This is a genomic window from Bradyrhizobium sp. B124, assembly GCF_038967635.1.
Lineage (GTDB): Bacteria > Pseudomonadota > Alphaproteobacteria > Rhizobiales > Xanthobacteraceae > Bradyrhizobium.
This window is the reverse complement of sequence record NZ_CP152413.1, coordinates 8,455,829-8,478,243: the sequence shown is the minus strand read 5'-3', so window position 1 is coordinate 8,478,243 and position 22,415 is coordinate 8,455,829. Positions and strand designations below refer to the sequence as shown.

The 22,415-nt window shown below is 64.4% G+C and carries 20 protein-coding genes; 11 read left to right on the top strand and 9 right to left on the bottom strand.

All coding sequences use genetic code 11. The features are described 5' to 3' along the window. Nucleotides 1-19: 19 nt before the first annotated feature. On the top strand, nt 20-757 hold the full coding sequence (locus AAFG13_RS39690) for a glutamine amidotransferase (protein ID WP_342710372.1): 738 nt from the start codon (nt 20-22) through the stop codon (nt 755-757). Here AAFG13_RS39690 and AAFG13_RS39685 read toward each other — a convergent pair whose 3' ends face one another. The 6 genes from AAFG13_RS39685 to AAFG13_RS39660 form a co-directional block, all read right to left on the bottom strand. Then, nucleotides 758-1,660: an SMP-30/gluconolactonase/LRE family protein gene (locus AAFG13_RS39685; RefSeq protein ID WP_342710371.1), complete on the bottom strand. Its 903-nt coding sequence runs from the start codon at nt 1,658-1,660 to the stop codon at nt 758-760. Nucleotides 1,661-1,857: 197 nt separating this feature from the next. Beyond that, entirely contained in the window at nt 1,858-2,283 is a 426-nt protein-coding gene (locus AAFG13_RS39680; RefSeq protein ID WP_342710370.1) for a globin family protein, read from the bottom strand. A gap of 80 nt (nt 2,284-2,363) precedes the next feature. Then, on the bottom strand, nt 2,364-3,158 hold the full coding sequence (locus tag AAFG13_RS39675; RefSeq protein ID WP_223968107.1) for an ABC transporter ATP-binding protein: 795 nt from the start codon (nt 3,156-3,158) through the stop codon (nt 2,364-2,366). A gap of 12 nt (nt 3,159-3,170) precedes the next feature. Further along, nucleotides 3,171-4,073 carry a nitrate ABC transporter permease gene (gene ntrB / locus AAFG13_RS39670; RefSeq protein WP_212311282.1) on the bottom strand — a complete coding sequence of 301 codons (903 nt, stop codon included), beginning with the start codon at nt 4,071-4,073 and terminating at the stop codon, nt 3,171-3,173. A 59-nt stretch (nt 4,074-4,132) separates the two neighbouring features. After that, the gene (locus AAFG13_RS39665; RefSeq protein ID WP_342710368.1) at nt 4,133-5,449 is read right to left on the bottom strand and encodes a CmpA/NrtA family ABC transporter substrate-binding protein; all 1,317 of its coding nucleotides are present in this window, start codon (nt 5,447-5,449) and stop codon (nt 4,133-4,135) included. A 344-nt stretch (nt 5,450-5,793) separates the two neighbouring features. Continuing rightward, nucleotides 5,794-6,708: an intradiol ring-cleavage dioxygenase gene (locus AAFG13_RS39660; protein WP_342710367.1), complete on the bottom strand. Its 915-nt coding sequence runs from the start codon at nt 6,706-6,708 to the stop codon at nt 5,794-5,796. Between the two features lie 148 nt (nt 6,709-6,856). Between AAFG13_RS39660 and AAFG13_RS39655 the strand changes: the two genes are divergently transcribed. The 3 genes from AAFG13_RS39655 (at nt 6,857) to AAFG13_RS39645 (ending at nt 11,272) form a co-directional block, all read left to right on the top strand. After that, nucleotides 6,857-8,131 (top strand): serine hydrolase domain-containing protein, encoded by a 1,275-nt coding sequence (locus AAFG13_RS39655; RefSeq protein ID WP_342710366.1) that lies wholly within the window; start codon nt 6,857-6,859, stop codon nt 8,129-8,131. Nucleotides 8,132-8,339: 208 nt separating this feature from the next. Beyond that, a complete protein-coding gene (locus AAFG13_RS39650) occupies nt 8,340-9,851 on the top strand; it encodes a sensor histidine kinase (protein WP_212311286.1) in 1,512 nt (503 codons plus the stop codon). Nucleotides 9,852-9,952: 101 nt separating this feature from the next. Next, nucleotides 9,953-11,272: a dicarboxylate/amino acid:cation symporter gene (locus tag AAFG13_RS39645; protein ID WP_342710365.1), complete on the top strand. Its 1,320-nt coding sequence runs from the start codon at nt 9,953-9,955 to the stop codon at nt 11,270-11,272. Nucleotides 11,273-11,323: 51 nt separating this feature from the next. On the opposite strand, the gene AAFG13_RS39640 is transcribed toward AAFG13_RS39645, so the two are convergent. Then, nucleotides 11,324-11,635, bottom strand: a complete 312-nt coding sequence (locus AAFG13_RS39640; RefSeq protein WP_212311288.1) for a hypothetical protein — start codon at nt 11,633-11,635, stop codon at nt 11,324-11,326. A gap of 569 nt (nt 11,636-12,204) precedes the next feature. On the opposite strand from AAFG13_RS39640, the gene AAFG13_RS39635 reads away from it, so the two are divergent. From AAFG13_RS39635 to AAFG13_RS39625, 3 genes are all read left to right on the top strand, one after another. Then, nucleotides 12,205-12,600, top strand: a complete 396-nt coding sequence (locus AAFG13_RS39635; RefSeq protein WP_016844123.1) for a helix-turn-helix transcriptional regulator — start codon at nt 12,205-12,207, stop codon at nt 12,598-12,600. Between the two features lie 441 nt (nt 12,601-13,041). Next, nucleotides 13,042-14,370 carry a L,D-transpeptidase family protein gene (locus AAFG13_RS39630; protein ID WP_342710364.1) on the top strand — a complete coding sequence of 443 codons (1,329 nt, stop codon included), beginning with the start codon at nt 13,042-13,044 and terminating at the stop codon, nt 14,368-14,370. Nucleotides 14,371-14,592: 222 nt separating this feature from the next. Further along, on the top strand, nt 14,593-14,919 hold the full coding sequence (locus AAFG13_RS39625; RefSeq protein WP_342710363.1) for a hypothetical protein: 327 nt from the start codon (nt 14,593-14,595) through the stop codon (nt 14,917-14,919). A 49-nt stretch (nt 14,920-14,968) separates the two neighbouring features. Here AAFG13_RS39625 and AAFG13_RS39620 read toward each other — a convergent pair whose 3' ends face one another. Then, nucleotides 14,969-16,735 carry a carbamoyltransferase C-terminal domain-containing protein gene (locus AAFG13_RS39620; protein ID WP_342710362.1) on the bottom strand — a complete coding sequence of 589 codons (1,767 nt, stop codon included), beginning with the start codon at nt 16,733-16,735 and terminating at the stop codon, nt 14,969-14,971. Nucleotides 16,736-16,988: 253 nt separating this feature from the next. On the opposite strand from AAFG13_RS39620, the gene AAFG13_RS39615 reads away from it, so the two are divergent. Genes AAFG13_RS39615 through AAFG13_RS39600 form a run of 4 tightly spaced genes read left to right on the top strand, consistent with a single transcriptional unit; the run spans nt 16,989 to nt 21,252 of the window. Then, on the top strand, nt 16,989-18,056 hold the full coding sequence (locus AAFG13_RS39615) for an LLM class flavin-dependent oxidoreductase (protein WP_342710361.1): 1,068 nt from the start codon (nt 16,989-16,991) through the stop codon (nt 18,054-18,056). Nucleotides 18,057-18,072: 16 nt separating this feature from the next. Next, a complete protein-coding gene (locus tag AAFG13_RS39610) occupies nt 18,073-19,680 on the top strand; it encodes an amino acid adenylation domain-containing protein (RefSeq protein ID WP_342710360.1) in 1,608 nt (535 codons plus the stop codon). After that, nucleotides 19,677-19,994, top strand: coding sequence for an acyl carrier protein (locus tag AAFG13_RS39605; RefSeq protein ID WP_212311294.1), 318 nt, complete (start codon nt 19,677-19,679; stop codon nt 19,992-19,994). The genes AAFG13_RS39610 and AAFG13_RS39605 overlap by 4 nt, the downstream gene beginning before the upstream one ends. Nucleotides 19,995-20,004: 10 nt before the next feature. Next, nucleotides 20,005-21,252 (top strand): hypothetical protein, encoded by a 1,248-nt coding sequence (locus AAFG13_RS39600; protein ID WP_342710359.1) that lies wholly within the window; start codon nt 20,005-20,007, stop codon nt 21,250-21,252. 52 nt (nt 21,253-21,304) lie between these two features. Here the strand turns inward: AAFG13_RS39600 and AAFG13_RS39595 are convergent, their stop codons facing one another. Continuing rightward, nucleotides 21,305-22,387, bottom strand: coding sequence for an isocitrate/isopropylmalate dehydrogenase family protein (locus AAFG13_RS39595; protein WP_342710358.1), 1,083 nt, complete (start codon nt 22,385-22,387; stop codon nt 21,305-21,307). Nucleotides 22,388-22,415: the final 28 nt, after the last annotated feature.

Below are 22,415 nucleotides of genomic sequence, written 5' to 3'. Positions count from 1 at the left end.
GTAACACTGGACGTTGCCGATGCGACCACCCCGCTCCGCCATTGCCATCCGCCATGTTGCGTTCGAGGACCTCGGGCTGCTGGCCCCGATCATGGAGCGTGCGGGCTGGAGCGTGTCGTTCTGCGATGCGCCGGTCGACGACCTCTCCGATCGCGCGGTCAGCGACGCGGACCTCCTGATCGTGCTGGGCGGCCCGATCGGGGTCTACGAGACCGACACCTATCCGTTCCTCTCGACCGAGCTTGCGCTCTTGGAACACCGGCTCCGCCGCGGACTGCCGACGCTCGGCATCTGCCTCGGCGCACAACTGATGGCGCAGGCGCTGGGCGGCCGCGTGTTCCCGGGCAAGGTCAAGGAAATCGGCTGGGGCCCGGTCGAACTGACGGCTGACGGCAAATCATCCTGCCTGCGCAATCTGCACAGCAAAGTGCTGCACTGGCACGGCGACACGTTCGACCTGCCCAAGGATGCCGTGCGGCTGGCCTCGAATGCCAATTACGAGAACCAGGCCTTCGCTTACGGCCGCAACGCACTCGCGCTGCAATTCCACCTCGAGGCCGATCCGCGGCAGCTCGAGGAATGGCATGTCGGCCACGCCGTCGAACTGTCGGCCGCGAAAGTCTCAATCCCCGAACTGCGCGCGACGACGCAGGCGCTCGCGAGGCCGGTCGCCGCGCAAGCCGAGCAGGTGTTCGGCGACTGGCTGTTGTCCATCGCACCAAGCGACAGCGTGCTTCGTTCCAGCGCAGGTGCGTGACTATCCGTCGAGCCCGCTGATATCGGCGACCAGCACCGTGCCCGTCACCGATTCCGTGATGTAGAGCCGGTCGCGGTTGGCGCCGCCGATCGCGACATTGGTGCAGCTCTGGCCGGCGCAGGACTTGATCCGCGCGATGCACTCGCCGTTCGGAGCGAACACGAAGACGTGGCCGAGCGAGGCGTGCGCGACGAACAACCGCCCCGCCCTGTCCATTGTCATGCCGTCGGGTCCACTCGGACCGAACAGCGAGCAGAACCGGCCGACCTTGGACACGCTGCCGTCCTTCATGAACGGCGCGCGCCACACCGCATTGTCGCGTGTCATGGCGACGAACAGCACCGCCTCGTGCGGATCGAGCACCAAGCCATTCGGGCTGACGCCGGTGTCGATCAGGCAGTCGAGCTGCCCGCTGGTTTTCAAGCGATAGACCCTGCCGGTCGGATCGTGCAGCCCGGTCTGGCCCTGGTCGGTGAAGTAGATGTCGCCGTTCGTGGCGATGTGCAGATCGTTGCAGCCGCGGAACGATTCCGAATTGCGCGAGCGCAGCAGCGGCGTGACCTCGCCCGATTTGGCGTCGAGCTCCATCAGCCCGCGCCGGTAGTCGGCGATCAGGATGCGGCCTTTGGCGTCGATCTTCAGCCCATTCGGCCAGCCGTCATATTCGGCGACCTGCGTCCATGATTTGTCCGGCGCAATCCTGAAGATGCGGCCGAACGGAATGTCGACGATGTAGAGGTTGCCGTCGGCATCGAACGACGGCCCCTCGATGAAGCAGTCGGTCACCGCGCCCGGCCGGTTGGCATCGGCCCATTCGCTCGCCACCTTGCGGCGGAATTCGGCCGGCACCGCGGAGAAGACCTCGGTCGGGATCAGTTTCGGCGGCGTTTCCAGGAACATCATTTTATTGGTTCACCCGTTGGCGGAGCGGGTGGACCTTAGATCGATCCTTTCGTCATTGCGAGGAGCGATAGCGACGAAGCAATCCATCTCTCGGCAAGCGGAGGTATCGATTGCTTCGCTCCGCTCGCAATGACGCGGATGGACGTTCAGTTCCTAGCGGAACTGATTTCGCGCGGCGTGGGCCGATGATCGTCGCCCTACTCCGCCGCCTGCGCGCTGCCATAGGCTTCCGAAATCATGTAGCCGGACAGCGTGCCGTAGGCCGCGCTCCATGCGGCGGCGACGTCAGGCGTCCAGGCTTCGCCGAGGCCCTTTTCCAAGGTCCACAGCAATGCGCCGCCGACCACCGGATAGTGCTCGGGCCTGGCGCCATAGCCGACATGGCGCTTGGCGAGCGCACTCGCGGCGGGAAGCACTGACGATAGATTGCTCAATCCGTTGACGACGACGGCAAGCGTTCCCATTAGCTTCTTGCGCTGCTCGGTCATATCAGAGGGAAACATCGCCTTCACGCCGGGCGCGACCTCGAACAGGCGGTCATAGAAGATGACTGCCGCCTGCTCTGAGATCGGTGCGACCTTGGCGAAGGTCTCCTGGACGAGCTTGACCTGGTCTTCCGTCATGTGTGCCTCCGTGCATGCTGCTTCCTCGCCGCGCCATTGCGGCGAGGCCGAAAAAAGCTCTCACGTGAGCGAGGCGCTGCTCATGCAGCCTCGACGAAGCTGTGGCGCTCATAGAGGAATTCGAGCACGCGCTGCCGGCATTTCAGGTAGCCGGGGTTGGTCGCGAGCTCGAGCCGCTTGCGCGGGCGCGCCAAGGGCACCTCGAGCACCTCGCCGATCCGTGCGCTCGGGCCGTTGGTCATCATGACGATGCGGTCCGACAGCAGCACGGCCTCGTCGACGTCGTGGGTGATCATCAGGATGGTGTTGCCGAGCTTCTGATGCAGCGCCATCACCGAATCCTGCAGATGCGCACGGGTCAGCGCGTCGAGCGCGCCGAACGGCTCGTCGAGCAGCAGCACCTTCGGCTCCATCGCGAGTGCGCGCGCGATGCCGACGCGCTGCTTCATGCCACCCGAGATCTCGCTCGGCCGCTTGTCCTTGGCATGCGCCATCTGCACCAGGCTGAGATTGTGCATCACCCAGGCGTCGCGCTCGGCCCTGCTCTTGGTCCTGGCAAACACCTTGTCGACGCCGAGCTTGACGTTCTCGTAGACGGTCAGCCACGGCAACAGGCTGTGGTTCTGGAACACCACGGCGCGATCCGGCCCCGGCGCGTTGACCTCACGGTTCTCCAGCAGCACGCCGCCATTGGTGGCGCCGGTGAGGCCGGCCACGATATTGAGCAGGGTCGACTTGCCGCAGCCGGAATGGCCGATGATCGAGACATATTCGCCCTTCTCGATGGTCAGGTTGATGTCCTTCAACACCTCGGTGGTAGCGCTGCCGCGGGTGAAAATCTTGTCGATGTGATCGAGCTTCAGATAGGCCTGCATGACTGGTCCTCCTCAGTTCGCAGCCGTGCCGCGGGTCACGACTTTGCCGAGGCCCGCAATGAGCCGGTCGAGCACGAAGCCGATGATGCCGACATAGAACAGCGCCAGGATGATTTCGCTGATGTGCGAGGAATTCCACGCATCCCAGATGAAGAAGCCGATGCCGACGCCGCCGATCAGCATTTCCGCGGCGACGATCGCGAGCCAGGACAGTCCGATGCCGATGCGCAGGCCGGTGAATATGTAGGGCGCGGCCGCCGGGATCATGATCTTGGTGAAGAACTCCAGCGGATTGAGCTGCACCACGGCGGCGACGTTGCGGTAATCCTGCGGGATGTTGCGGATGCCGACCGCGGTGTTGATGATGATCGGCCATACCGAGGTGATGAAGATCACGAAGATCGCCGAGGGCTGGCCGTCGCGGAATGCCGCGAGCGACAGCGGCAGCCAGGCGAGCGGCGGGATGGTGCGCAGCACCTGGAACAGCGGATCGAGCCCGCGCATCGCCCAGACCGACTGGCCGACCAGCGTGCCGAGTGCGATGCCCGCGATCGCCGCCAGCGAATAGCCGTAGGCAACGCGCTGAAGGCTGGCGGAAAGATGCCAGAACAGGCCCTTGTCGATGCCGCCATTGTCGAAGAACGGATCAAGGATCAGCTCCCTGGTGTCCTTGAACACTTTTGAAGGCGGCGGCAGGCTGGAGCCGGCGCGCCGGCAGATCAGCTCCCACACCACCAGCAGCAGCGCGACCACGATCAACGGCGGCACGACGCGCGCCGCGGTCTCCTTCGCCATCTTGGCGTAGGCTTCGGCGCGCGACGCGCGCTTCGGCGTCATGGTCACGACCGGCGCCGCGGCAGCGGCCTGCGGGATCGCCACCGCTGACACTTCGGTCTTCATGGCAGGCATCGACATTGACAGACAATCTCCGTGGTCAAAGGGAGAGCCGCGCGATGCGCGCGCCTCCACTCACATCAGACGTCGACACGCTTGATGGACAGCGACTTTAGGTAAGCGGCGGGATCGGCGGGATCGAACACCTTGCCGTCGAAGAAGGTCTCCTTGCCGCGCGAGGTCGAAGTTGGAATTTCCGATGCCGGCACGCCGAGCTCCTTGGCGGCCTCCTTCCAGAGATCCTCGCGATTGACCTTGGCGATCAGCGCCTTGGTGTCGAAACCCACCTCATACTTGCCCCAGCGGATATCCTCGGTGAGGAACCAGAGGTCGTGGCTCTGATAGGGATAGGATGCGTTGTCCTTCCAGAACCGCATCTGCTGCGGCGAGTTCTCGACCACCCGACCGGTGCCGTAGTCGAACTTGCCTTTCATGCGATCGGTGATGTCCTCGACCGGGCAGTTGATCCATTGCCGCTTGGCGCAGATCGCCGCGGTCTCCTCGCGGTTCTCCGCCTTTTCGCACCACTGCTGGGCTTCCATCACGGCCATCAGCAGTGCCTTCGCAGCCTTCGGGTTCTTGTCGACCCAGGCGGCGCGCAGGCCGAACGATTTCTCCGGATGCTTGTCCCAGAGCTCGCCTGTCGTGATCGCGGTGTAGCCGATGTCCTGATGGATGAGCTGCAGATTCCATGGCTCGCAGACGCAGAAGCAATCCATGGTGCCGACCTTCATGTTGGCCACCATCTGCGGCGGCGGCACCACGATGGTCTCGATGTCCTTGTCGGGATCGATGCCGCCCGCAGCGAGCCAGTAACGAATCCACAGATCATGCGTGCCGCCCGGGAAGGTCATCGCGGCCTTCACCGCCTTGCCGGAGGCCTTCTTCTTCTCCAGCGCCGCCTTGAAGGGCGTGGTGTCGATGCCGACCTTGAGGTCGGCATATTCCTTGGCGACCGAGATGCACTGACCGTTCAGATTGAGCCGCGCCATAATGTACATCGGCGTCGGCTGATTGTTCTGCGTCACCTTGCCGGCCGAGATCAGATACGGCATCGGAGTCAGGATATGCGCGCCGTCGATGCCGTTGCCTTCGGAGCCGAGCACGAGGTTGTCGCGCGTGGTGCCCCACGAGGCCTGCTTCTGCACCTCGACATCTGTCATGCCGTATTTGGCGAAGATGCCCTTCTCCTTGGCGACGAACAGCGGCGAGGCATCGGTGAGCGCGATGAAGCCGAGCTTGGCGCCCTTCACTTCCGGACCCGCGCCCTGCGCGAATGCACCAGCGGGAAAGTTCAGCTTGGCTGCGGCGAGCAGCGCGGCGGCGCCGCCGGTTGTCTTCAGGAGCTGGCGACGGCTGATCGCGCGGCCTCGGGGCGTGTTGCTGGGCTTGGTCATCGGTCGTCCTTTGCGTCGTTGCGTCACGGTGTTGCGTCTTTGCGTCGAGCACCGTTCATCGGGTGGCGACGCGCGCAGGGCGCAAAAGGGCATGCACCGGGGATGCCCGGTCTGGCGGCGTCAGAAATCCGATGGGGTGGCCTCGAGGGACGACTTCAATGGCGTCGGCAGCTGACTATTCAAGCCTTGTGCCAAGCTACCGCAGTGCAAAAATTGATTTTATTGCAATGTTTTGCGCGACTTGTCGCAGCGCGCGCGGAGTCTCCGCACGCTGCCAAAAAATGCGATTCGCCCAATTCTTGTGCGCCGCACATGAATTGAGCAGAGCGCGTGGACGGCAGTGATCAGGCGTCTTCGGCGACCTTGGTGCCGAGCGGCGCGGGCGCCATTCCGCCGCCGGGCTTCACGCGAAATTCGTAGGTCATCAGGCTCCACGGGCCATCCGACCGCTGGCCGTCGGGCATCACGGGATCGGTGCGCTGCTCGACCTTGGCGATCAGTTCGTCCTTCACGCCGAACACGACATCTGAATCGATGTATTTGTCGCCTTCCATAAACACGTGCGTGATCAGCGGCTCATAGCCCTTGGCGTTGACCAGGAAGTGGATATGCGCCGGCCGCATCGGATGACGGTTGGTCTGCGTGATCATCTGCCCGACCGGACCGTCGGTCGGGATCGGATAGCTGCACGGCACGATGGTGCGGAAGAAGAAGCGGCCGTCGGCATCGGTGATGAAGCGCGCCCGCGAGGACGGGCCTTCGGTGGCATAGCTCGGCTTCTGCGAGTCATAGAACCCGTCGTCATCCGCGTGCCAGACATCGACCGGCACATTGGCCAGCGGCTTGCCGTCGAGGTCGGTGACGCGGCTTTGCACGAACATGCGCTCGCCGGGCAGGCTTGCCGAGATGTCGGTGCCGTGCGGCGTCACCTTGTGCTCGCCGACATAGAACGGGCCGAGCACCGTGGTCTCGGTCGCGCCGTCGCGATCCCTGTGGTTGACCGCATCGACCAGCATCGACACGCCGAGCACGTCGGACAGCAGGATGAATTCCTGGCGGATGTCGGTGCACTTCTGCCCGGTGCGGGTCAGGAAGCCGATGGCGTGGTCCCACTCCTCGAAGGTGAGATCGGTCTTGCGCACATAGTCGTGCAGCGACTTCACCAGTTCCTGCAGCAGGAACTTGGCCCGCGGATCGGGCGTCTGGTCGAAGCTGCGGATGACGGCTGTGGTGAGCTCGGTTTCGTTGAACTGGGTCATCTCGGCGTTTCCCTTGACGTATCCCTTGAGGGCACGATTGCGGCCCCGACCGTACACGACCGGCCCGGTGCCGGTAAGCAGTGGCCGATTGCTGCAACGGACACTTTTCGGCTATCAAGGCTGCCTCGTCAGCCGGAGAAAATGCCCGATGTTAGCTCCCACGCCTGCCTCGCCCGAATCCGCGGGAATGTCGACCACCGCCCTCAACCGCCTCGAAGCGCATCTGAGGAGCCGCTACATCGATTCCGGCCGCTTTCCCGGCACCCAGCTCCTGATCTATCGCCGCGGCAAGATCGTGCATTCCACCGTCCAGGGCTTTGCCGATCTCGAGCGCAAGGTGCCGGTGAAGGGCGACACCATCTTCCGCATCTATTCGATGACCAAGCCGATCACCTCGGTCGCCTTCATGATGCTGGTCGAGGAAGGCAAGGTCGCGCTCGACGAGCCGGTCGCCAAATACATTCCGGAATGGAAGAACCTCGGCGTGTTCGTCGCCGGCACCGCGCCCGCCTTCCTGACCCGCCCACCGAGCCGGCCGATGCTCATCGTCGATCTGCTCCGCCACACCTCGGGTCTCACCTACGGCTTCCAGCAGCGCTCCAATGTCGACGCCGCCTATCGCGAAAAGAAGATCGGCGAGGTCATTAAGGCCGGCACGCTCGACAGCATGATCGAGGACCTGGCGAAGATCCCGCTGGAGTTCTCGCCGGGTGAAGCCTGGAATTACTCGGTCTCCACCGACGTGCTCGGCTATCTCGTCGGCAAGATTTCAGGGATGCCGTTCGAGCAGTTCCTGAAGGAGCGAATCTTCAAGCCGCTCGGCATGAACGACACCGACTTCTTCGTGCCGGCCGACAAGGCGCACCGGTTTGCCGCCTGCTATTCCGCCGACCCGCAGGGCGGCTTCAACCCGCTCGCCGCCGAGCGCAAGGGCACATTGACGCTGCAGGACGATCCGGCCACCAGCTCGTTCCTGTCGCCGCCCTCGCTGGTCTCCGGCGGCGGCGGGCTGTGCTCGACCGCGGCCGACTATCTGACCTTCTGCCGGGCGCTGCTCAACGGCGGCGAGCTCGGCGGCGTCCGGCTGCTCGGCCCGAAGACGCTGAAGCTGATGGCCACCAACCATCTGCCCGGCGGCGTCGATCTGCCGGCGATGTCGCGCTCGATGTTCGCCGAGGCTGCCTATAACGGCATCGGCTTCGGCCTCGGCTTCGCGGTCACCATGCACCCGGCGCAGACCCTGATCGCGGGCAGCCCAGGTGAATTCAACTGGGGCGGCGCCGCGACGACATCGTTCTTCATCGATCCGGCCGAGGAGCTGATCACGATCTTCATGACCCAGGTGCTGCCGTCGAGCGCCTATCCGCTGCGGCGCGAACTGCGCACCATGGTCTACGCCGCGATCACCGAGAGCAATCTCTGACCCGACACCTTTCCGCGGCGCACAATTCGTCTGAGCATGATCTCGGCGCAAACGCGTTCCGCGTTTGTCGCCAGGGAAAACCGCTTCACACTTTTCCGGATCATGCTCTGTGCGCCGCGAAATTCTTCCGATTGCCAGTCATTTCCTTTGGCGGACTTTTCCCGCTTCCCCTAAGCTCACCGCAAACGGGCATCGACCCGGGGACATCGTGCCGAAACTGACATTGCCAGTGCGTCTCGCGCTTCTGGTCGCGGGGACGATGTTGCCGCTGATCGTTTTCGCGGTCGGGATCGTCTTCCACAATTACCAACGGGATCGTCAGGCCGCCACGCAGCGCGTGCTGGAGACGGCGCGCAGCATCCGCCTGCTGCTCGATGCGGAAATGCAGCGCATGACCGGCGGACTGCAGGTGCTGGCGCTGACCAACTCGCTGCGCAACAGCGACTTCGACAACTTTCGCCGCGTCGCGGCCGGCTTTCTCGACCAATACGGCAAGGACGGCGTGGTGCTGGTGGCCGACCGCAGGGGACGCCAGGCGTTCTCCTCGCTGACGCCGGACACCGCGAGCCTGCCGCCGCGCAACAATCTCGAGATCGTCGAGAAGGTGTTTGCGACGCGGCAGCCGCAATACTCCAACCTGTTCTTCGGCGAGGTGAAGCAGCAGCTGATCATCACCGTCGAGGTGCCGGTGATACGCGACCGCGAAGTGCTCTACGACATCTCCTTCAGCCCGCCGATCGAGGTGTTCCAGGCCATGATCGAGCGGCAGCGCCTGAACCAGGACTGGACCATCTCGATCTTCGACGGCGACGGCGTCAACCTCGCCCGCGTGCCGAATCCGCAGGCGACCATCGGGCAGCGCGCCTCGCCAACGTTGTTTGCCGAGATGTTCCGCCGCAGCGAGGCGACACTGCCGACCGTCTCGCTCGAAGGCGTCGCGCTGATCACGGGCTTCACCCGATCGCGCGTCACCGGCTGGACCGTCGCGGCTGGCATCGCCGAGAACTCGCTGGTGGCGCCGTTGTGGCGCTCGCTCGCGATCACCAGCGTGATCGGCGGCGTCCTGCTCTTGGTCGGCCTTGGCTTTGCGGTGCGGATGGCGACCACGATCGCGCGCGGCGAGATGCTGCACGACCTCCTGATCGAGGAGCTCAACCACCGCGTCAAGAACACGCTGGCGATCCTGCAATCGATCGCCACGCAGACCTTCCGCAGCGCGAGCCGCGCCGAGCGCGAGAAATTCGAGGGACGGCTCGGCGCGCTGGCCGAGGCGCACAATTTGCTCTCGACCGACAAATGGCAGGGCTCCGACCTGCAGGACGTAGTCAGCCGCGTGCTGCGGCCCTATCTGCTGAACAACACCGCCGAGCGGGTCAAGATGTTCGGGCCGCGCGTGCCGCTGTCGCCCCGGCTTGCTCTGGTGCTGTCGATGCTCCTGCACGAGATGGCGACCAACGCCGCTAAATACGGCGCGTTGTCCAATGACACCGGCACGGTGACGCTGGACTGGGAGATCCTTGACGAGAGTCCCGGGCCGAAGCTCCGGATGATCTGGACAGAGGCCGGCGGACCACCGGTCGCGGCGCCGGTGCAGCGCGGCTTCGGCTCCCGGCTGATCGAGCGCAGCGCCCGCGACCAGCTCGGCGGCGAGGCCACGGTGGATTTCCTGCCCCACGGCGTCGTCTACACGGTGACCAGCACCCTCGAAACCGGCGAATGACTGGGTAAATGGCTCCCAATCCTGCGACATCTTGGCACGCAAGTTGCTAAGATGGGGTGGGATCGGCCGGCAAGAACACCGGCCAAAAACAGGGGGAGTTCATGTCGACCATCGCAGCGGAAGCCACGGTTGCACGCAAGCCGCTCTACACATCGCTGTTCGTGCAGGTGCTCGTTGCGCTGCTGCTCGGCATCATCATCGGCATGGCCGCACCCGATTTCGCGATCGGGTTGAAGATCTTCAGCGATGCCTTCCTGAAGCTGATCTCGATGATCGTGGCGCCGATCGTGTTCTGCGTGGTGGTGCACGGCATCGCGGGCGCCGGCGACCTCAAGAAGGTCGGCCGCGTCGGCGTCAAGGCGCTGGTGTATTTCGAGGCGATGACGACGGTCGCACTCGTGGTCGGCTTGATCCTGGCCTACCTGTTCGGGCCCGGTCACGGCATGAACATCGATACCTCGACGCTGGATGCCAAGGCGCTCGGCAACTATGCCAGCAACGCGCAGAAGCTGAAGGGCGAAGGCATCGGCAGCTTCCTTCTCAACATCATCCCGACCACCTCGTTCGACGCGCTGTCGCGCAACGACGTGCTGCAGGTGCTGTTCTTCGCCATCATCTTCGGCGTCAGCCTGGCGCTGGTCGGCGGCGAGAAGGGCGAGAAGATCACCTCGTTCATCGACGCGGTCTCGACTGTGCTGTTCCGCGCCATGGGCCTGATCGTGCGCTTCGCGCCGATCGGCGTGCTCGGCGCCGTCGCCTACACGGTCGGCAAATACGGTGTCGGCTCGCTGAAGCAGCTGCTGTCGCTGGTGGCGCTGTTCTACGTGTCGGTCGCGATCTTCGTGCTCGGCGTGCTCGGCGGGGTGATGGCGCTGGCCGGCATCAATATCCTCAAGTTCCTCGGCTACCTGCGCGAGGAGCTGATGATCGTGGTCGCCACGGCATCCTCCGACGCGGTGCTGCCGCAGGTGATGCGCAAGCTGGAGCATTTCGGCGTCAAGGATTCGGTGGTCGGCCTCGTGATTCCGACCGGCTATTCGTTCAACCTCGATGCGTTCTCGATCTATCTGACGCTGGCGGTCGTCTTCATCGCGCAGGCAACCAACACACCGCTGTCGTTCGGCGACCTGCTGCTGGTGCTCGGCGTGTCGCTGATCACATCGAAGGGCGCGCACGGCGTGCCGGGCTCGGCGATCGTTATCCTGGCGGCGACGCTCAATGCGGTGCCAAGCATCCCGGCGATCGGCCTCGTGCTGGTGCTCTCGGTTGACTGGTTCATCGGCATGGCGCGCGCCGTCGGCAATCTGATCGGCAACTGCGTCGCCACCGTCGTGGTCGCGGCTTGGGAAGGTGACCTGGACCGGTACAAGGCCCGGCGCGTGCTCGAAGGCACAGAGGCGGTCGACGTGACCGCGGGCTGAGCCACGCGACACAGGGCCGGCAGCGTCCCGCGCATGGCGCGGGGCGCGGGCTTACTTGATCAGCCGCAGATACGGCGGCAACTGCCTGGACGCCGGTTCCTGCACCGGCTCGTCCGACGCGATCATGTCACACAGCGCCTTCAACTCGGAATCCGTCACCTTGTGCAGCTCCATCCGAAGCTCGAGGATGGCAAGGGACAACAGCCGCGCCGTCTCCGTGTTCGCCCGGTCAGTCAGAAATGCCTGACATTCTTCCAGGGTTGCCAGCAGCGCCAGCAACCGTTCTTCCGTATTTGCGACCGGCATATCTTCCACTCCCGAAGCTGCGAGGTAGAGTCGAGGTGTTCCCCTCTTCCGCTTCATTTGGCCTCTCCTGCCAGAGTTCGCCGGCTTTCCGTAGGCGCACAATTGTTCCCGATGATTCAGAACTTTTGGGCAATTGTCCAGCAACATTCCGAAAGCCTGACTTGGACTTACGTCAAACTTTTCGCATCGGCGGCGATTCAGTCAAGCAACCGCGGACCGTCGCCGCGACCTCAGGATGCACTAGCTGGGGTTGCATCCATACTAGGACGCTCGTACAATATTGGCTGCCCGTAGAACTACGGGCGCAGTGCATTGCCGCCCAGTAAGCATGCGCGCAAAATCTGTGTCGATCAAACTCGCGCTAGTTGTGGTTTGGTCAATATTTTGCCAAATGTAGAGGGCGGGGTGTCGACAGACACCTTGGTGCGGTCGACTACAGGTAGTCGACCGATTCGGTACTTGGGTGCTTCCAATGCGCGAGTGCGTTTGGATACCATCCCGCGATCTTCTTGGATTTCGTCGTTCGGACGAACTGACGATCCACTCGAGCTTAACGCGGTACATCATGAACGTGTCCCTGACCCGACCGGGCCAGGGATTCTCGATTTGAAGGACGGGTCACAAGAATGAACAGATCAGCAGCAAAGAAGATGAAGCAGCGCAGCGCCGGCAAGCCGGACATTGAGTTGGGCAAGCGGATTCGTCTGCGCCGTGTCGAGCAGAAGATCTCGCAGGCGGAACTCGGCGACAAGCTGGGCGTCAGCTTCCAGCAGGTTCAGAAGTACGAGAAGGGCGTGAACCGCGTTGGCGCCGCCCGCCTTCAGCAGATCGCGACCGCGCTGGACGTGCCGGTGACCTTCTTCTACGACGGCGACAACAAGGCCCGCGAAGTCGAGAGCCTGCTGTTCCTCGACAGCGCGTTCAGCCTCCGGTTGCTGCGCGCCTACAGCAAGATCAAGGATCAGACCGTGCAGCGCCAACTGGTGTCGCTGATGGAATCGATCGCCGCCAACGAAGACTGAACGGCAGCACAGGTACGATCGCGACACCGCGAACGCGATCGACCAGGGCGAGCGGATCGGCCGCGACCGGTCATTGGGATCGCCACGCGCCGGTCGGACCGGGAAGATATCAAAGCGCTGCCATCGGCGATGGCAGCGCTTTTTCTTTTGCCGTTCGGCGCCGCTAGGTCCGTGCCCTCGGCTTCGGCACAGCGAGCGAGCGATCTCCGCGTTAATGTACGCCACAAGGTCGAGCGGCCGCGATGCGGACGATGGCGCCCGCCCTGGGCCGGCACGACGGTCACGGTAATGTTCCGATCGCAACCAAAACTTAATCAAGACGCAACGGTCTCGGGATAGATCATCACCTTCGTACGAACGCGCCGCCCCCCCTCCATTCATGCGGCCGGGGCCGTGCCTTCCGATTTTTCGCGCAAGCGACGCAGTCCGGAGAATCGAGATATGCAGAGAGTGACACTCGTCGTAGCCACGATGCTTGCGGCTCTACCGGCATTCGCCCAAACCACCGGCGCGCCCGGCCCGACTGCGGCAGTCCCGCCTCATCATGCCTTGCCGGCTGCGGCACCGGCGGCCACCCAGCCAGGCCAGGCCAAGCCGGCCGCGTCGACCTCGGTCGCGGAAACGCGATCGGCTGCCGCGCTCGCGCTGTCGCGCGAGCCGACCTACGACCAGGGCAGCGCACAGCGCATTCGCGACGTGGTGAAGAGCTATTCCGATCTCGCCGCCCGCGGCGGTTGGCCCACGATCCCCACGGACGCGAGATTTGCGTTGGGCGTCCAGGGCGCCCATGACGATCTGCTGCGCAACCGTCTGATCATCACCGGCGACCTTGCCGCCGACAAGGCCACCGGCTCCTATGATGAAGTCGTGGCCGGCGCGGTGAAGCGCTTCCAGACACGCCACGGGCTCGCGGCGACCGGCTCGGTGACGCCGCGGACGCTGGCTGCACTCAACGTTCCCGTGCAGAAGCGGATCAAGCAGCTCGAGGCCTCGCTAGAGCGGCTTGACCAGATGGATTTCCAGTTCGGGCAGCGCTATGTCGTCGTCAACATTCCCGCCACCTTCGCCGAGGCCGTCGAGGACGACAAGGTCGTGCGGCGCTACCGCGTGATCGTCGGCAAGACCGAGAAACCCTCGCCGACGCTGACGTCCGAGATCACCGACGTCATTCTCAATCCGACCTGGACGGTGCCGTCATCGATCACGAGGACGGAGATCGCGGCGCATATGCGCAAGGATCCGGCCTACCTGTCGCGCATGCACATGGACGTGCTCGACGCCCACGACAACCCGATCGATCCGCGTTCGGTCGACTGGTCGGGCGATCACACGCCGAATATCACGGTGCGTCAGCAGAGCGGCGCATGGAATGCGCTCGGCGCGGTCAAGATCGACATGCCGAATTCCTATTCGGTCTACATGCACGACACCAATCAGCACAGCCTGTTCAACGACGACTATCGCTTCGATTCGCATGGCTGCTCGCGCGTCGACAATGTCCGCGATCTCGCGGCATGGCTGCTGAAAGACCAGCCGCAGTGGACCCGCGCTGCCATCGATGCCGCGATCGCCACCGGACAGCGCCAGGATGTCCGCATGCTGAAGAAGGTGCCGGTGGCTTGGATCTACCTCACGGCGTGGATGACGAAGGACCGGACCGTCCAGTTCCGCAACGACGTCTACGACCAGGACCAACAACTCCTCGAAGCCACCGCCGAGGAAGCTGCTTTCTTCAACAAGGCCGCCGAACATCCGCCGACCGCGCAGTAGAGCACTTTTCCGCGAAGCGCCACCAAAGGTCATCACGTATTGTTTGCGCCTCGCCATTCTGTCGCGCGGCCAATTGTCGCCCGCGCACGGAGCGACCTCACAACTCCCGCATTTGCTGCGTTGAACCGGCATCGCCAGAACCGAGTGCACCTGCCTGGCTTTTTTGTCGCAGCAACGAAGCGGCCGCATGGACGTTTTCAGGCTTCAACCAAGGAGATCTCAATGAATATCAAGCTTGCAATTATTGGACTGGCCGCGCTCGGAAGCGCAGCGTTGATGTCCGGTGCGGCATCGGCGATGCCGAACGGGCTTCCGCAGGCCAGCCACATCGCAGGCGAAACGTCCAATGTCGACAAGGTGCGCCAGGTCTGCGATCGCTGGGGCCGCTGCTATTGGCAACCGGGCTACGGCTACGGACCGCGCCATCACGGATGGCATCATCGTCCGCACTTCTACCCCCGTCATCATCATCACGGGCACCGTCATCACGGCGGCCACCATGGCGGCGGACATCACGGCGGCGGACATCACGGCGGACACCGGCGCTAGTCGTCAGCGAGGGGGCTTCGGCCCCCTCACCTTTTCGCGCCAGTGCCGGCTACGTCTGTCCCGCGCGGCGGACGAGCATGTTCTCGAGGAAGAGATACTCGATGCCGGTGCCGAGGAAGGTGTCGATGGCCTCGCGCGGCGTGTTGACGATCGGCTGCCCCTTCACGTTGAAGCTCGTGTTCAGCACCATTTCGCGGCCGGTCGCCCGGCCGACCGCTCGCAGCAACGCGTGGAATTCCGGATTGTCCCTGACGCCAACCGTCTGCACCCGGGCCGAGCCGTTGACATGCGTGATCGCCGGCAGCGCGGCGCGGTGCTCGGGACGCACGTCGGCGGTCATGATCATGTAGGGAAGCTCGAGCCCCTTCGGCACCTCGAACCAGTCATGCACCTGCTCGAGGCTGACCGCCGGCGCGAACGGGCGGAAGGCTTCGCGCATCTTGACCATCGCGTTGATGCGGTCACGCATGTCAGGATGACCGGGATCGGCCAGGATGCTGCGGTGTCCGAGGGCGCGGGGGCCGAACTCCATGCGTCCGCGGTACCAGCCGAGCACGCGTCCGGCGGCGATCAGCCTGGCCGCCGCTGCGCAGGTCTCGTCGAGATCAGGAAAGCGCGTAACCTCGATGCGGCCGACGGTGTCGGCCAGCGCCCTGTAGATCTCGGTTTGCGTGGGTGCGGGGCCGAGGAAGGGGACCGGCATCCGGACGTTCTTCACGCCAGCGTCGCGCGATGCCGACCAGAGCGCCGCGCCGAGCGCGGAGCCATCGTCGCCGGCGGCCGGCTGGACGTAGATCTCGTCGAACAGGCCGGACTGCAGCAGGCGGCCGTTGGCGGTGCAGTTGAGCGCGACGCCGCCCGCCATCGCGAGCCTGCGCAGGCCGGTGCTGCGGCCGAAATGACCGCAGATGTGGAGCATGACGCTGTCGAGGCATTCCTGCAGCGCTGCGGCGACGTCGCGATGGTCGTCGGTGACGTCGCCGTCGGGCGCGCGTGCCGGGATCAGATACTCACCGAGATGACGTCGCGTCGCGCCGTAGGTTTCGCGATCATGGCGCTCGGTATTGAGGCGGAGCAGCGGAATCCTGATCAGGCCGTCGTCGCGCAGCTCCACGGTCCGCTCGAAAAAAGCGCGGTGGCGGGCGGGATCGCCGTAGGGAGCGAGGCCCATGATCTTGTATTCGTCGGAGTTGAAATCGAAGCCGAGATGCAGCGTCAGCGTGGAATAGAGGATGCCGATCGAATCCTGGGCGGTGATTTCCGCGAGCTTGTCGATCGCGTTGTCGTGCGCGTGATAGACGGTGACGGCGTGGACCTCGCCCATGCCGTCGAGGATCACCACCAGGCATTCGTTCCAGCCGGAGGTGTAGTAGGCGCTGGCGGCGTGGGACAGATGATGGTTGACGTGGTGGACCTTGCGGGCCGGAAATCCGGGCAGGTGCTCATCCACTTGCGAGAGCAGTTTTTCGCGCGAGAAGACCTCCCTGTATTGCCGGGCGGAGGTCGGATCCAGCATGAACGCGGCCTTGTAGGGCGCATAGTCGAAGCCGTGAGAGATCACGTCGATGTCGGGCGGCTTCAGGCCAGCGGTCTCCAGGCAGTAGCTGACAGCGCCGATCGGGAAATCACCGGTGTGTTTCTTGCGGTTGAAGCGCTCTTCGGCGGCACCGGCGACGATCCTGCCGTCGACCACCAGCACTGCGGCGGAATCGTGGCCCTGTGAGATCCGATATTCGCGCTCCTCCAGGCCCGGCCAGTGCTTCCGCTTGAAGGGGATCGAGCTCTCGAATCCACTGATGCCGATGACTTTCGTCATATTCAACACCCCCTGGACGGATCACGCTCAAGGGAAAATCGAGCAGGTGCCGCAGCATCGTTGCAGAGAGGCCGCGGAAATCAAGGTCCGCAAAAGTGCAGTGCGCCGCCCCCGAATAGTCGACCGGGCATCCGTTCCCATCGCTTGACGGAGTACCACCTTTGCGTCGGGGGAGCTCACGAACGCATCTGCTACCATGCCCCCGTTCTCCACCAGCCAAGGCGTTTCGACGCCGTTTGGACGGAGGTGGATGATGGATACGTTTTCCGACATTCGGTTCGACGTCTTCAGCACGTGCCCGCAATCCGGCGCGGTGCAGGCGGCCGACTATGTCGAACGGGTGCAGGCCGTCGCCCGCTGGAGCGAAGAGGCGGGATGCAAGGGCATCCTGGTCTACACGGAGAATTCCCTAGTCGATCCCTGGCTCGTCTCGCAAATCATCTTGCAGAGCACCCGGGAGCTCTGTCCGCTGGTGGCGGTGCAGCCGGTCTACATGCACCCATACAGCGTCGCCAAGATGGTGAGTTCGTTCGCGCATATGTACGGACGCCGGCTCTATCTGAACATGGTCGCGGGCGGCTACACGACCGAGCTTGCAGCGCTCGGCGATGCGACGGCGCACGACAAGCGGTACGCGAGGCTCGTCGAATACACCGGCATCATCAAGCTGCTACTGGAGAACGCCGAACCGGTGACCCTCGAAGGGCAATTCCATGCCGTCCGCAATCTGCGGATGACCCCACCGCTGCCGCGGGAATTGCTGCCCGGCATATTCGTGTCGGGCTCCTCGGAAGCGGGGCTCGCGGCCGCCAAGGCCCTGGGCGCGACGCCGGTGAAGTATCCCAAGCCGGCCGCAGAGTACGGGCAGGCCGACGATGACTGCGTCGGCTCGGGCGTGCGCGTCGGCATCATCGCCCGCGCGAACGCCGAAGAGGCCTGGCGCGTCGCGCACGAACGCTTCCCGACCGACAAGAAGGGGCAACTGGCGCACAAGCTGGCCATGAAGGTCTCGGATTCGGCGTGGCACAAGCAGATGTCCGATCTCGCAGCCGAAACGGCCGCCCAGGACACGCCCTATTGGCTGGTGCCGTTCGAAAACTACAAGACCTTCTGCCCGTATTTGGTCGGCGACTACGGGGTCGTCTCCGACGAACTCGCGCGCTACGCCGGGGCCGGCTACGGGACGTTCATCCTGGACATTCCACCCACCCGCGAGGAACTGGTCCATACGGGCGAGGTCTTCGGACAGGCGCTGACGAAGGCCCGGCGTCTGAAGTCGTCAGCGCTTCGCGATCCGACGCGTCAGGGCCTCCCAGGCTAGGCTAGGCAATCGTTCGATGGAGTTGCGCGCGGACGGATCACGGCCGGGATTGTGGACGGGCTTCCTGCGCTCGGCGAAACTGTTTCCCGACCGTCCTGCCGTCGTCGCGCAGGGCACGTCGCTGTCGTATCGGCAGCTGCGCGAGGTCGCCGTCCGCATCGCAGCCTGCATCCAGGCGCATCGCGAAGGGTCATCGACGCCTCTCACCGCCGTATTCGCGCATCGCAGCGCGACGGCGTTCGCCGGCGTGCTCGGATCGCTTCTGGCCGGAAACGGCTACGTGCCGCTGAACCGCACCTTCCCGGTCGAGCGGACCAGGTCGATGCTCGTCCGCTCGGAGTGCCGATCAATCATCGTCGATGCGGAATCCTTGCCGCAAATGGACGCGCTCATGGCGGGCGTGAACGAACCGCTGCTCGTGATCGCGCCCGGTCTCGAGAATCCCCGCCCCTATCGCGAACGATGGCCCTTGCACATCATCGTCGGAGCTGCCGATCTCGAAGAGTGCGCCGACTGGCGCGAGCCGGACGCGCGCGAGGACGCGATCGCCTATCTGCTGTTCACCTCCGGCAGCACCGGCGTGCCGAAGGGAGTAATGGTCGCGCACCGCAACGTCGCAGCCTATGTCGACCATGCTGCGGAGCGCTTCGCCGTCACGGAGCTGGACATTGTCTCGCAGACGTTCGACATGACGTTCGACCTGTCGGCATCCGACATGTTCGTGGCGTGGGAACGCGGCGCCTGCGTGTGCTGCCCCTCGCAGAAGACGCTGATCAATCCTGGGCGGTTCATCCGCGACCAGGGGCTGACGGTCTGGTTCTCCGTGCCCTCGATGGTCGCGCTGATGAAGCAGTCCGGCCTGCTGAAGCCGGGAGGGTTTCCCTCGGTCAGGCTGAGCCTGTTCTGCGGCGAGCCGCTGCCCGTGGCTAGCGTCGCGGCCTGGGCGATGGCCGCGCCGAACAGCGTCGTAGAGAACCTCTACGGGCCGACGGAGCTGACCATCGCGTGCACCGGCTACCGGTGGGATCCGAAGCGCGCGCCACTCGAAGCGGAGATGGGCATCGTGCCGATCGGCGCGCCATTCCCGGGAATGAACGTGCTCGTCGTCGACGAGCATCTGAACGAGGTCGGGCCGGGCGCGGACGGCGAACTGCTGATGAGCGGTCCGCAGATGTCGCTCGGCTACTGGAAGGATCCCGAGAAGACCGCCGCAGTCTTCGTCGTCCCGCCCGGACGGCAGGAGATGTTCTACCGCACCGGCGACCGCGTGCGCCGGCCCGCTGGTGATGGCCCCCTGACCCATCTCGGCCGCATGGACTCGCAGGTGAAGATCCTCGGCCACAGGGTGGAGCTCGGCGAGGTCGAAGCCGTGGTGCGCGAGGCCTCGGGCGTCGACGGCGTCGTGGCGATCGGCTGGCCCGTCACGTCGAGCGGCTATGGCGGCATCGAAGTGCTCATCGAAGGCGGGCCGGTTGATCTCAACCGGCTTCGCGCGGCGGTCGCCGCCCGGCTGCCAGACTACATGGTCCCGAGACGATGGCACGTCCGCAACCGGTTGCCACGCAACGTCAACGGAAAATACGACCGCAAGGCCATGCCGGCGGTTTTGGGAGACAGCCAATGAGCGGTCCGACCACGGATGACGTCCGCGCGTTCTTCGGAGCCTTCCTCAACCGGAAGCTGGAGGACCGCGGACGACGTCCTTTACGCGATCTCCCCGACGACTACGACCTGCTGCTGTCGGGGGCGCTCGACTCGCTCGCCTTCGTCGAGATGATGATGGCGGCGGGCGAGTACTTCGACGGGGAGATCGATTTCGAGAACCTCGATCCAGAACAGATGACGCTGATCGGCCCCCTGTGCCTGTTCGTGTCCGAGCAATTGACGCAGCCTCGGTGGCGAAATGGCGCCACCGGGTCGTCGCCGCCATTCGGCTAGGGAGGGATTGATGGCGGGGACCCGTGCGCCGGCGCAAAATCAGGCACGCTCCAAATATCACGCCGCCGATATCCTGCTCCGACTCCTGAAACGCCGGCGCCGTCCTGCGTCCGCTCCAGCCGAAGCGGCGCCGCTCTCCGGAATCGCGTTGGCGCCGGCGAAGCAGCGGGAGGTCCGGTTCGCGGATTTCGAAAGCGTCGCGAGGCTAAAGGAACGCGGGGGACTTGCGAAAGACAGCCCGGAGAACTGGGATCGGCTCTGGCGAAAAAATCCCGCGATGGCCGCCGCCAAATCGCGGCCCAGCATGGGGTGGGTGCTGGAGACCGCGCAGGGAATTGTCGGGTACCAGGGAAACATTCCCGTGCTCTACCAGCTCGAAAGCCGAACGATATTCGCCGCGACAGCAGCTGGCCTCGTGATCGAGCCGGCGTACCGCACGCGCTGCATCGGCCTGCTGGCTTCGTTCTTTCGGCAGCGAGATATCGATCTCCTTGTCATCACGCACTCGACAGCATCGGTGGTCAATCAATCAAAAGCCCTTCATGCCAGGTCGTTGCCTGACCCCGACTACGACAAGATCTTGTTCTGGATCCTGGATGTCCGTCAGTTCGCGCGGGTGCTCGCAGCGAAGTTCGACGTCGGGAGCGGAATGGAGTCTGTCGGAGCTTTCCTTGCCTCGTCGGCCATGCGTTTGGATTCGCTCCGCCGCGGGCCACGGGGCCGTCTGACCAGCAAAGTAACGGAAATCGATGTGAAGGACATCGGGGACGAATTCGAAGCGCTGTGGCGACGCAAATTGGGCGAGGCCCCTCGGTTGCTGGCCGACCGAAGTCCCGCCTCTCTCAGGTGGCACTTCACGCTCCCTGGGAGCTCTTCGACGGTTGCCGTGCTTTGCTGCCATCGATTCCAGCGCTTGGCGGGGTATGCCGTCGTTCTGCATGCGGTCGACCGCCAGACAGGTTTGCGACGGTCGATGCTCGCCGACATCCTGGTTGAGCAGGATGACACAGACGTGACCGAGGCGCTGCTCGAGGCGGCCTATGCGAACGCGGTCGCTTCGGGCGGTCATCTCTTCGAGCTGGTCGGCGTGCCCGGACATATCCGGCAGATCTTGATGAGATGGAATCCCTACGTCAGGACTTACCCGACCGATCCGCTCGTCTACAAGACGACGGACGAGGGCCTGGCTCGCGCCCTCGAAGACGAGAGCGCCTGGTACGCCGGCCCGTTCGACGGCGACGCAACGCTGCTGCCGTAACGGCTCCGGTCAGCCAGCGCGGCGGAACGAGGCGGGCTCGGTCTCGTCGCCGTCAAAGCGCCGCCAGCACGGCCTTCGCGACATCAGCGGTACCGTTGCTGCCGCCAAATTCGAACGGCTTGATGCCGCCGGCATAGACCTTGTCGACGGCCCGCTCGATGCTTTCAGCAGCTTCCGCAGCGCTCTCGAGAGAGTGCTTGTCGGCGAGCCAGTCCAGCATCATCGCAGCCGACAGGATCATCGCAGTCGGGTTGGCCTTGCCCTGCCCCATGATGTCGGGCGCCGTGCCGTGACACGGCTGAAACACCGCGTAGCGGTCGCCGATGTCAGCCGACGGCGCCATGCCCATGCCGCCGATCAAGCCTGCGGTGAGGTCGGACAGGATGTCGCCGAACATGTTCTCGGTCACCATGACGTCGAAGTCCCAGGGGCGCTTCACCAGCGCAGCCGCCGCCGCGTCGATGTAGAGATGGTCAGCCCTGACGTCGGTATGACGCTGTGCGGCCTCGTCGAAGATGCTGCGGAAGAACGCGAACGCCTTGAACACGTTTGCCTTGTCGACGCAGGTCATCCCGCCGCCGACGCGGCCGCGCGCCTTGCGGCGTTCGGCAAGCCGGAACGAGAACTCGAACAGCCGCTCCGATGTTCGGCGCGTGATCACCATGGTCTCGCGCGCCTCGCTGTCGGTGACGACGCCCTTGCCCATCGAGGCGAACAGGCCCTCAGTCGATTCCCTGATCACGACGAGGTCGATGCCCTTCTGATCGGCACCGACGATCGTGCTCGGCACGCCAGGGATCAACCGCGCGGGCCGCACGCCGGCATAGAGATCGAAGATCATCCGCAACTCGATCTGCGGCGCGATCTCGGTGTTATCGGGGTAGCGCACCGACGGCAGACCGCAGGCCCCGAGCAGGATCGCGTCGGCCTCCTCGCACAGCCGGACCGTGCTCTCCGGCATCGACTTGCCGGTCTCCTTGTAATGGCCAGCGCCGGCCGGCGCCTCGGTGAAGCGGAATTTGAGGCCGGACGACGCCTCGATCCTGCGCAGCACTTCAAGCGCCGGCGCCATTACCTCGGGACCGATGCCATCGCCACCGAGAACTGCGATATGGAGTGCGTCGTTGGCGGACATGGGGACTCCCGAAAGATGATCGTCATTC

Excerpts from the sequence above, each read along its gene's own strand:
- AAFG13_RS39625 (WP_342710363.1), top strand. The coding sequence starts at position 14,593 with ATGAATATCAAGCTTGCAATTATTGGACTGGCCGCGCTCGGAAGCGCA.
- AAFG13_RS39680 (WP_342710370.1), bottom strand. The coding sequence starts at position 2,283 with ATGACGGAAGACCAGGTCAAGCTCGTCCAGGAGACCTTCGCCAAGGTC.
- AAFG13_RS39640 (WP_212311288.1), bottom strand. The coding sequence starts at position 11,635 with ATGAAGCGGAAGAGGGGAACACCTCGACTCTACCTCGCAGCTTCGGGA.
- AAFG13_RS39600 (WP_342710359.1), top strand. The coding sequence starts at position 20,005 with ATGGCGGGGACCCGTGCGCCGGCGCAAAATCAGGCACGCTCCAAATAT.
- AAFG13_RS39655 (WP_342710366.1), top strand. The coding sequence starts at position 6,857 with ATGTTAGCTCCCACGCCTGCCTCGCCCGAATCCGCGGGAATGTCGACC.
- AAFG13_RS39595 (WP_342710358.1), bottom strand. The coding sequence starts at position 22,387 with ATGTCCGCCAACGACGCACTCCATATCGCAGTTCTCGGTGGCGATGGC.
- ntrB (WP_212311282.1), bottom strand. The coding sequence starts at position 4,073 with ATGTCGATGCCTGCCATGAAGACCGAAGTGTCAGCGGTGGCGATCCCG.
- AAFG13_RS39685 (WP_342710371.1), bottom strand. The coding sequence starts at position 1,660 with ATGATGTTCCTGGAAACGCCGCCGAAACTGATCCCGACCGAGGTCTTC.
- AAFG13_RS39660 (WP_342710367.1), bottom strand. The coding sequence starts at position 6,708 with ATGACCCAGTTCAACGAAACCGAGCTCACCACAGCCGTCATCCGCAGC.
- AAFG13_RS39605 (WP_212311294.1), top strand. The coding sequence starts at position 19,677 with ATGAGCGGTCCGACCACGGATGACGTCCGCGCGTTCTTCGGAGCCTTC.
- AAFG13_RS39635 (WP_016844123.1), top strand. The coding sequence starts at position 12,205 with ATGAACAGATCAGCAGCAAAGAAGATGAAGCAGCGCAGCGCCGGCAAG.
- AAFG13_RS39630 (WP_342710364.1), top strand. The coding sequence starts at position 13,042 with ATGCAGAGAGTGACACTCGTCGTAGCCACGATGCTTGCGGCTCTACCG.
- AAFG13_RS39665 (WP_342710368.1), bottom strand. The coding sequence starts at position 5,449 with ATGACCAAGCCCAGCAACACGCCCCGAGGCCGCGCGATCAGCCGTCGC.
- AAFG13_RS39610 (WP_342710360.1), top strand. The coding sequence starts at position 18,073 with ATGGAGTTGCGCGCGGACGGATCACGGCCGGGATTGTGGACGGGCTTC.
- AAFG13_RS39690 (WP_342710372.1), top strand. The coding sequence starts at position 20 with ATGCGACCACCCCGCTCCGCCATTGCCATCCGCCATGTTGCGTTCGAG.
- AAFG13_RS39645 (WP_342710365.1), top strand. The coding sequence starts at position 9,953 with ATGTCGACCATCGCAGCGGAAGCCACGGTTGCACGCAAGCCGCTCTAC.
- AAFG13_RS39675 (WP_223968107.1), bottom strand. The coding sequence starts at position 3,158 with ATGCAGGCCTATCTGAAGCTCGATCACATCGACAAGATTTTCACCCGC.
- AAFG13_RS39615 (WP_342710361.1), top strand. The coding sequence starts at position 16,989 with ATGGATACGTTTTCCGACATTCGGTTCGACGTCTTCAGCACGTGCCCG.
- AAFG13_RS39620 (WP_342710362.1), bottom strand. The coding sequence starts at position 16,735 with ATGACGAAAGTCATCGGCATCAGTGGATTCGAGAGCTCGATCCCCTTC.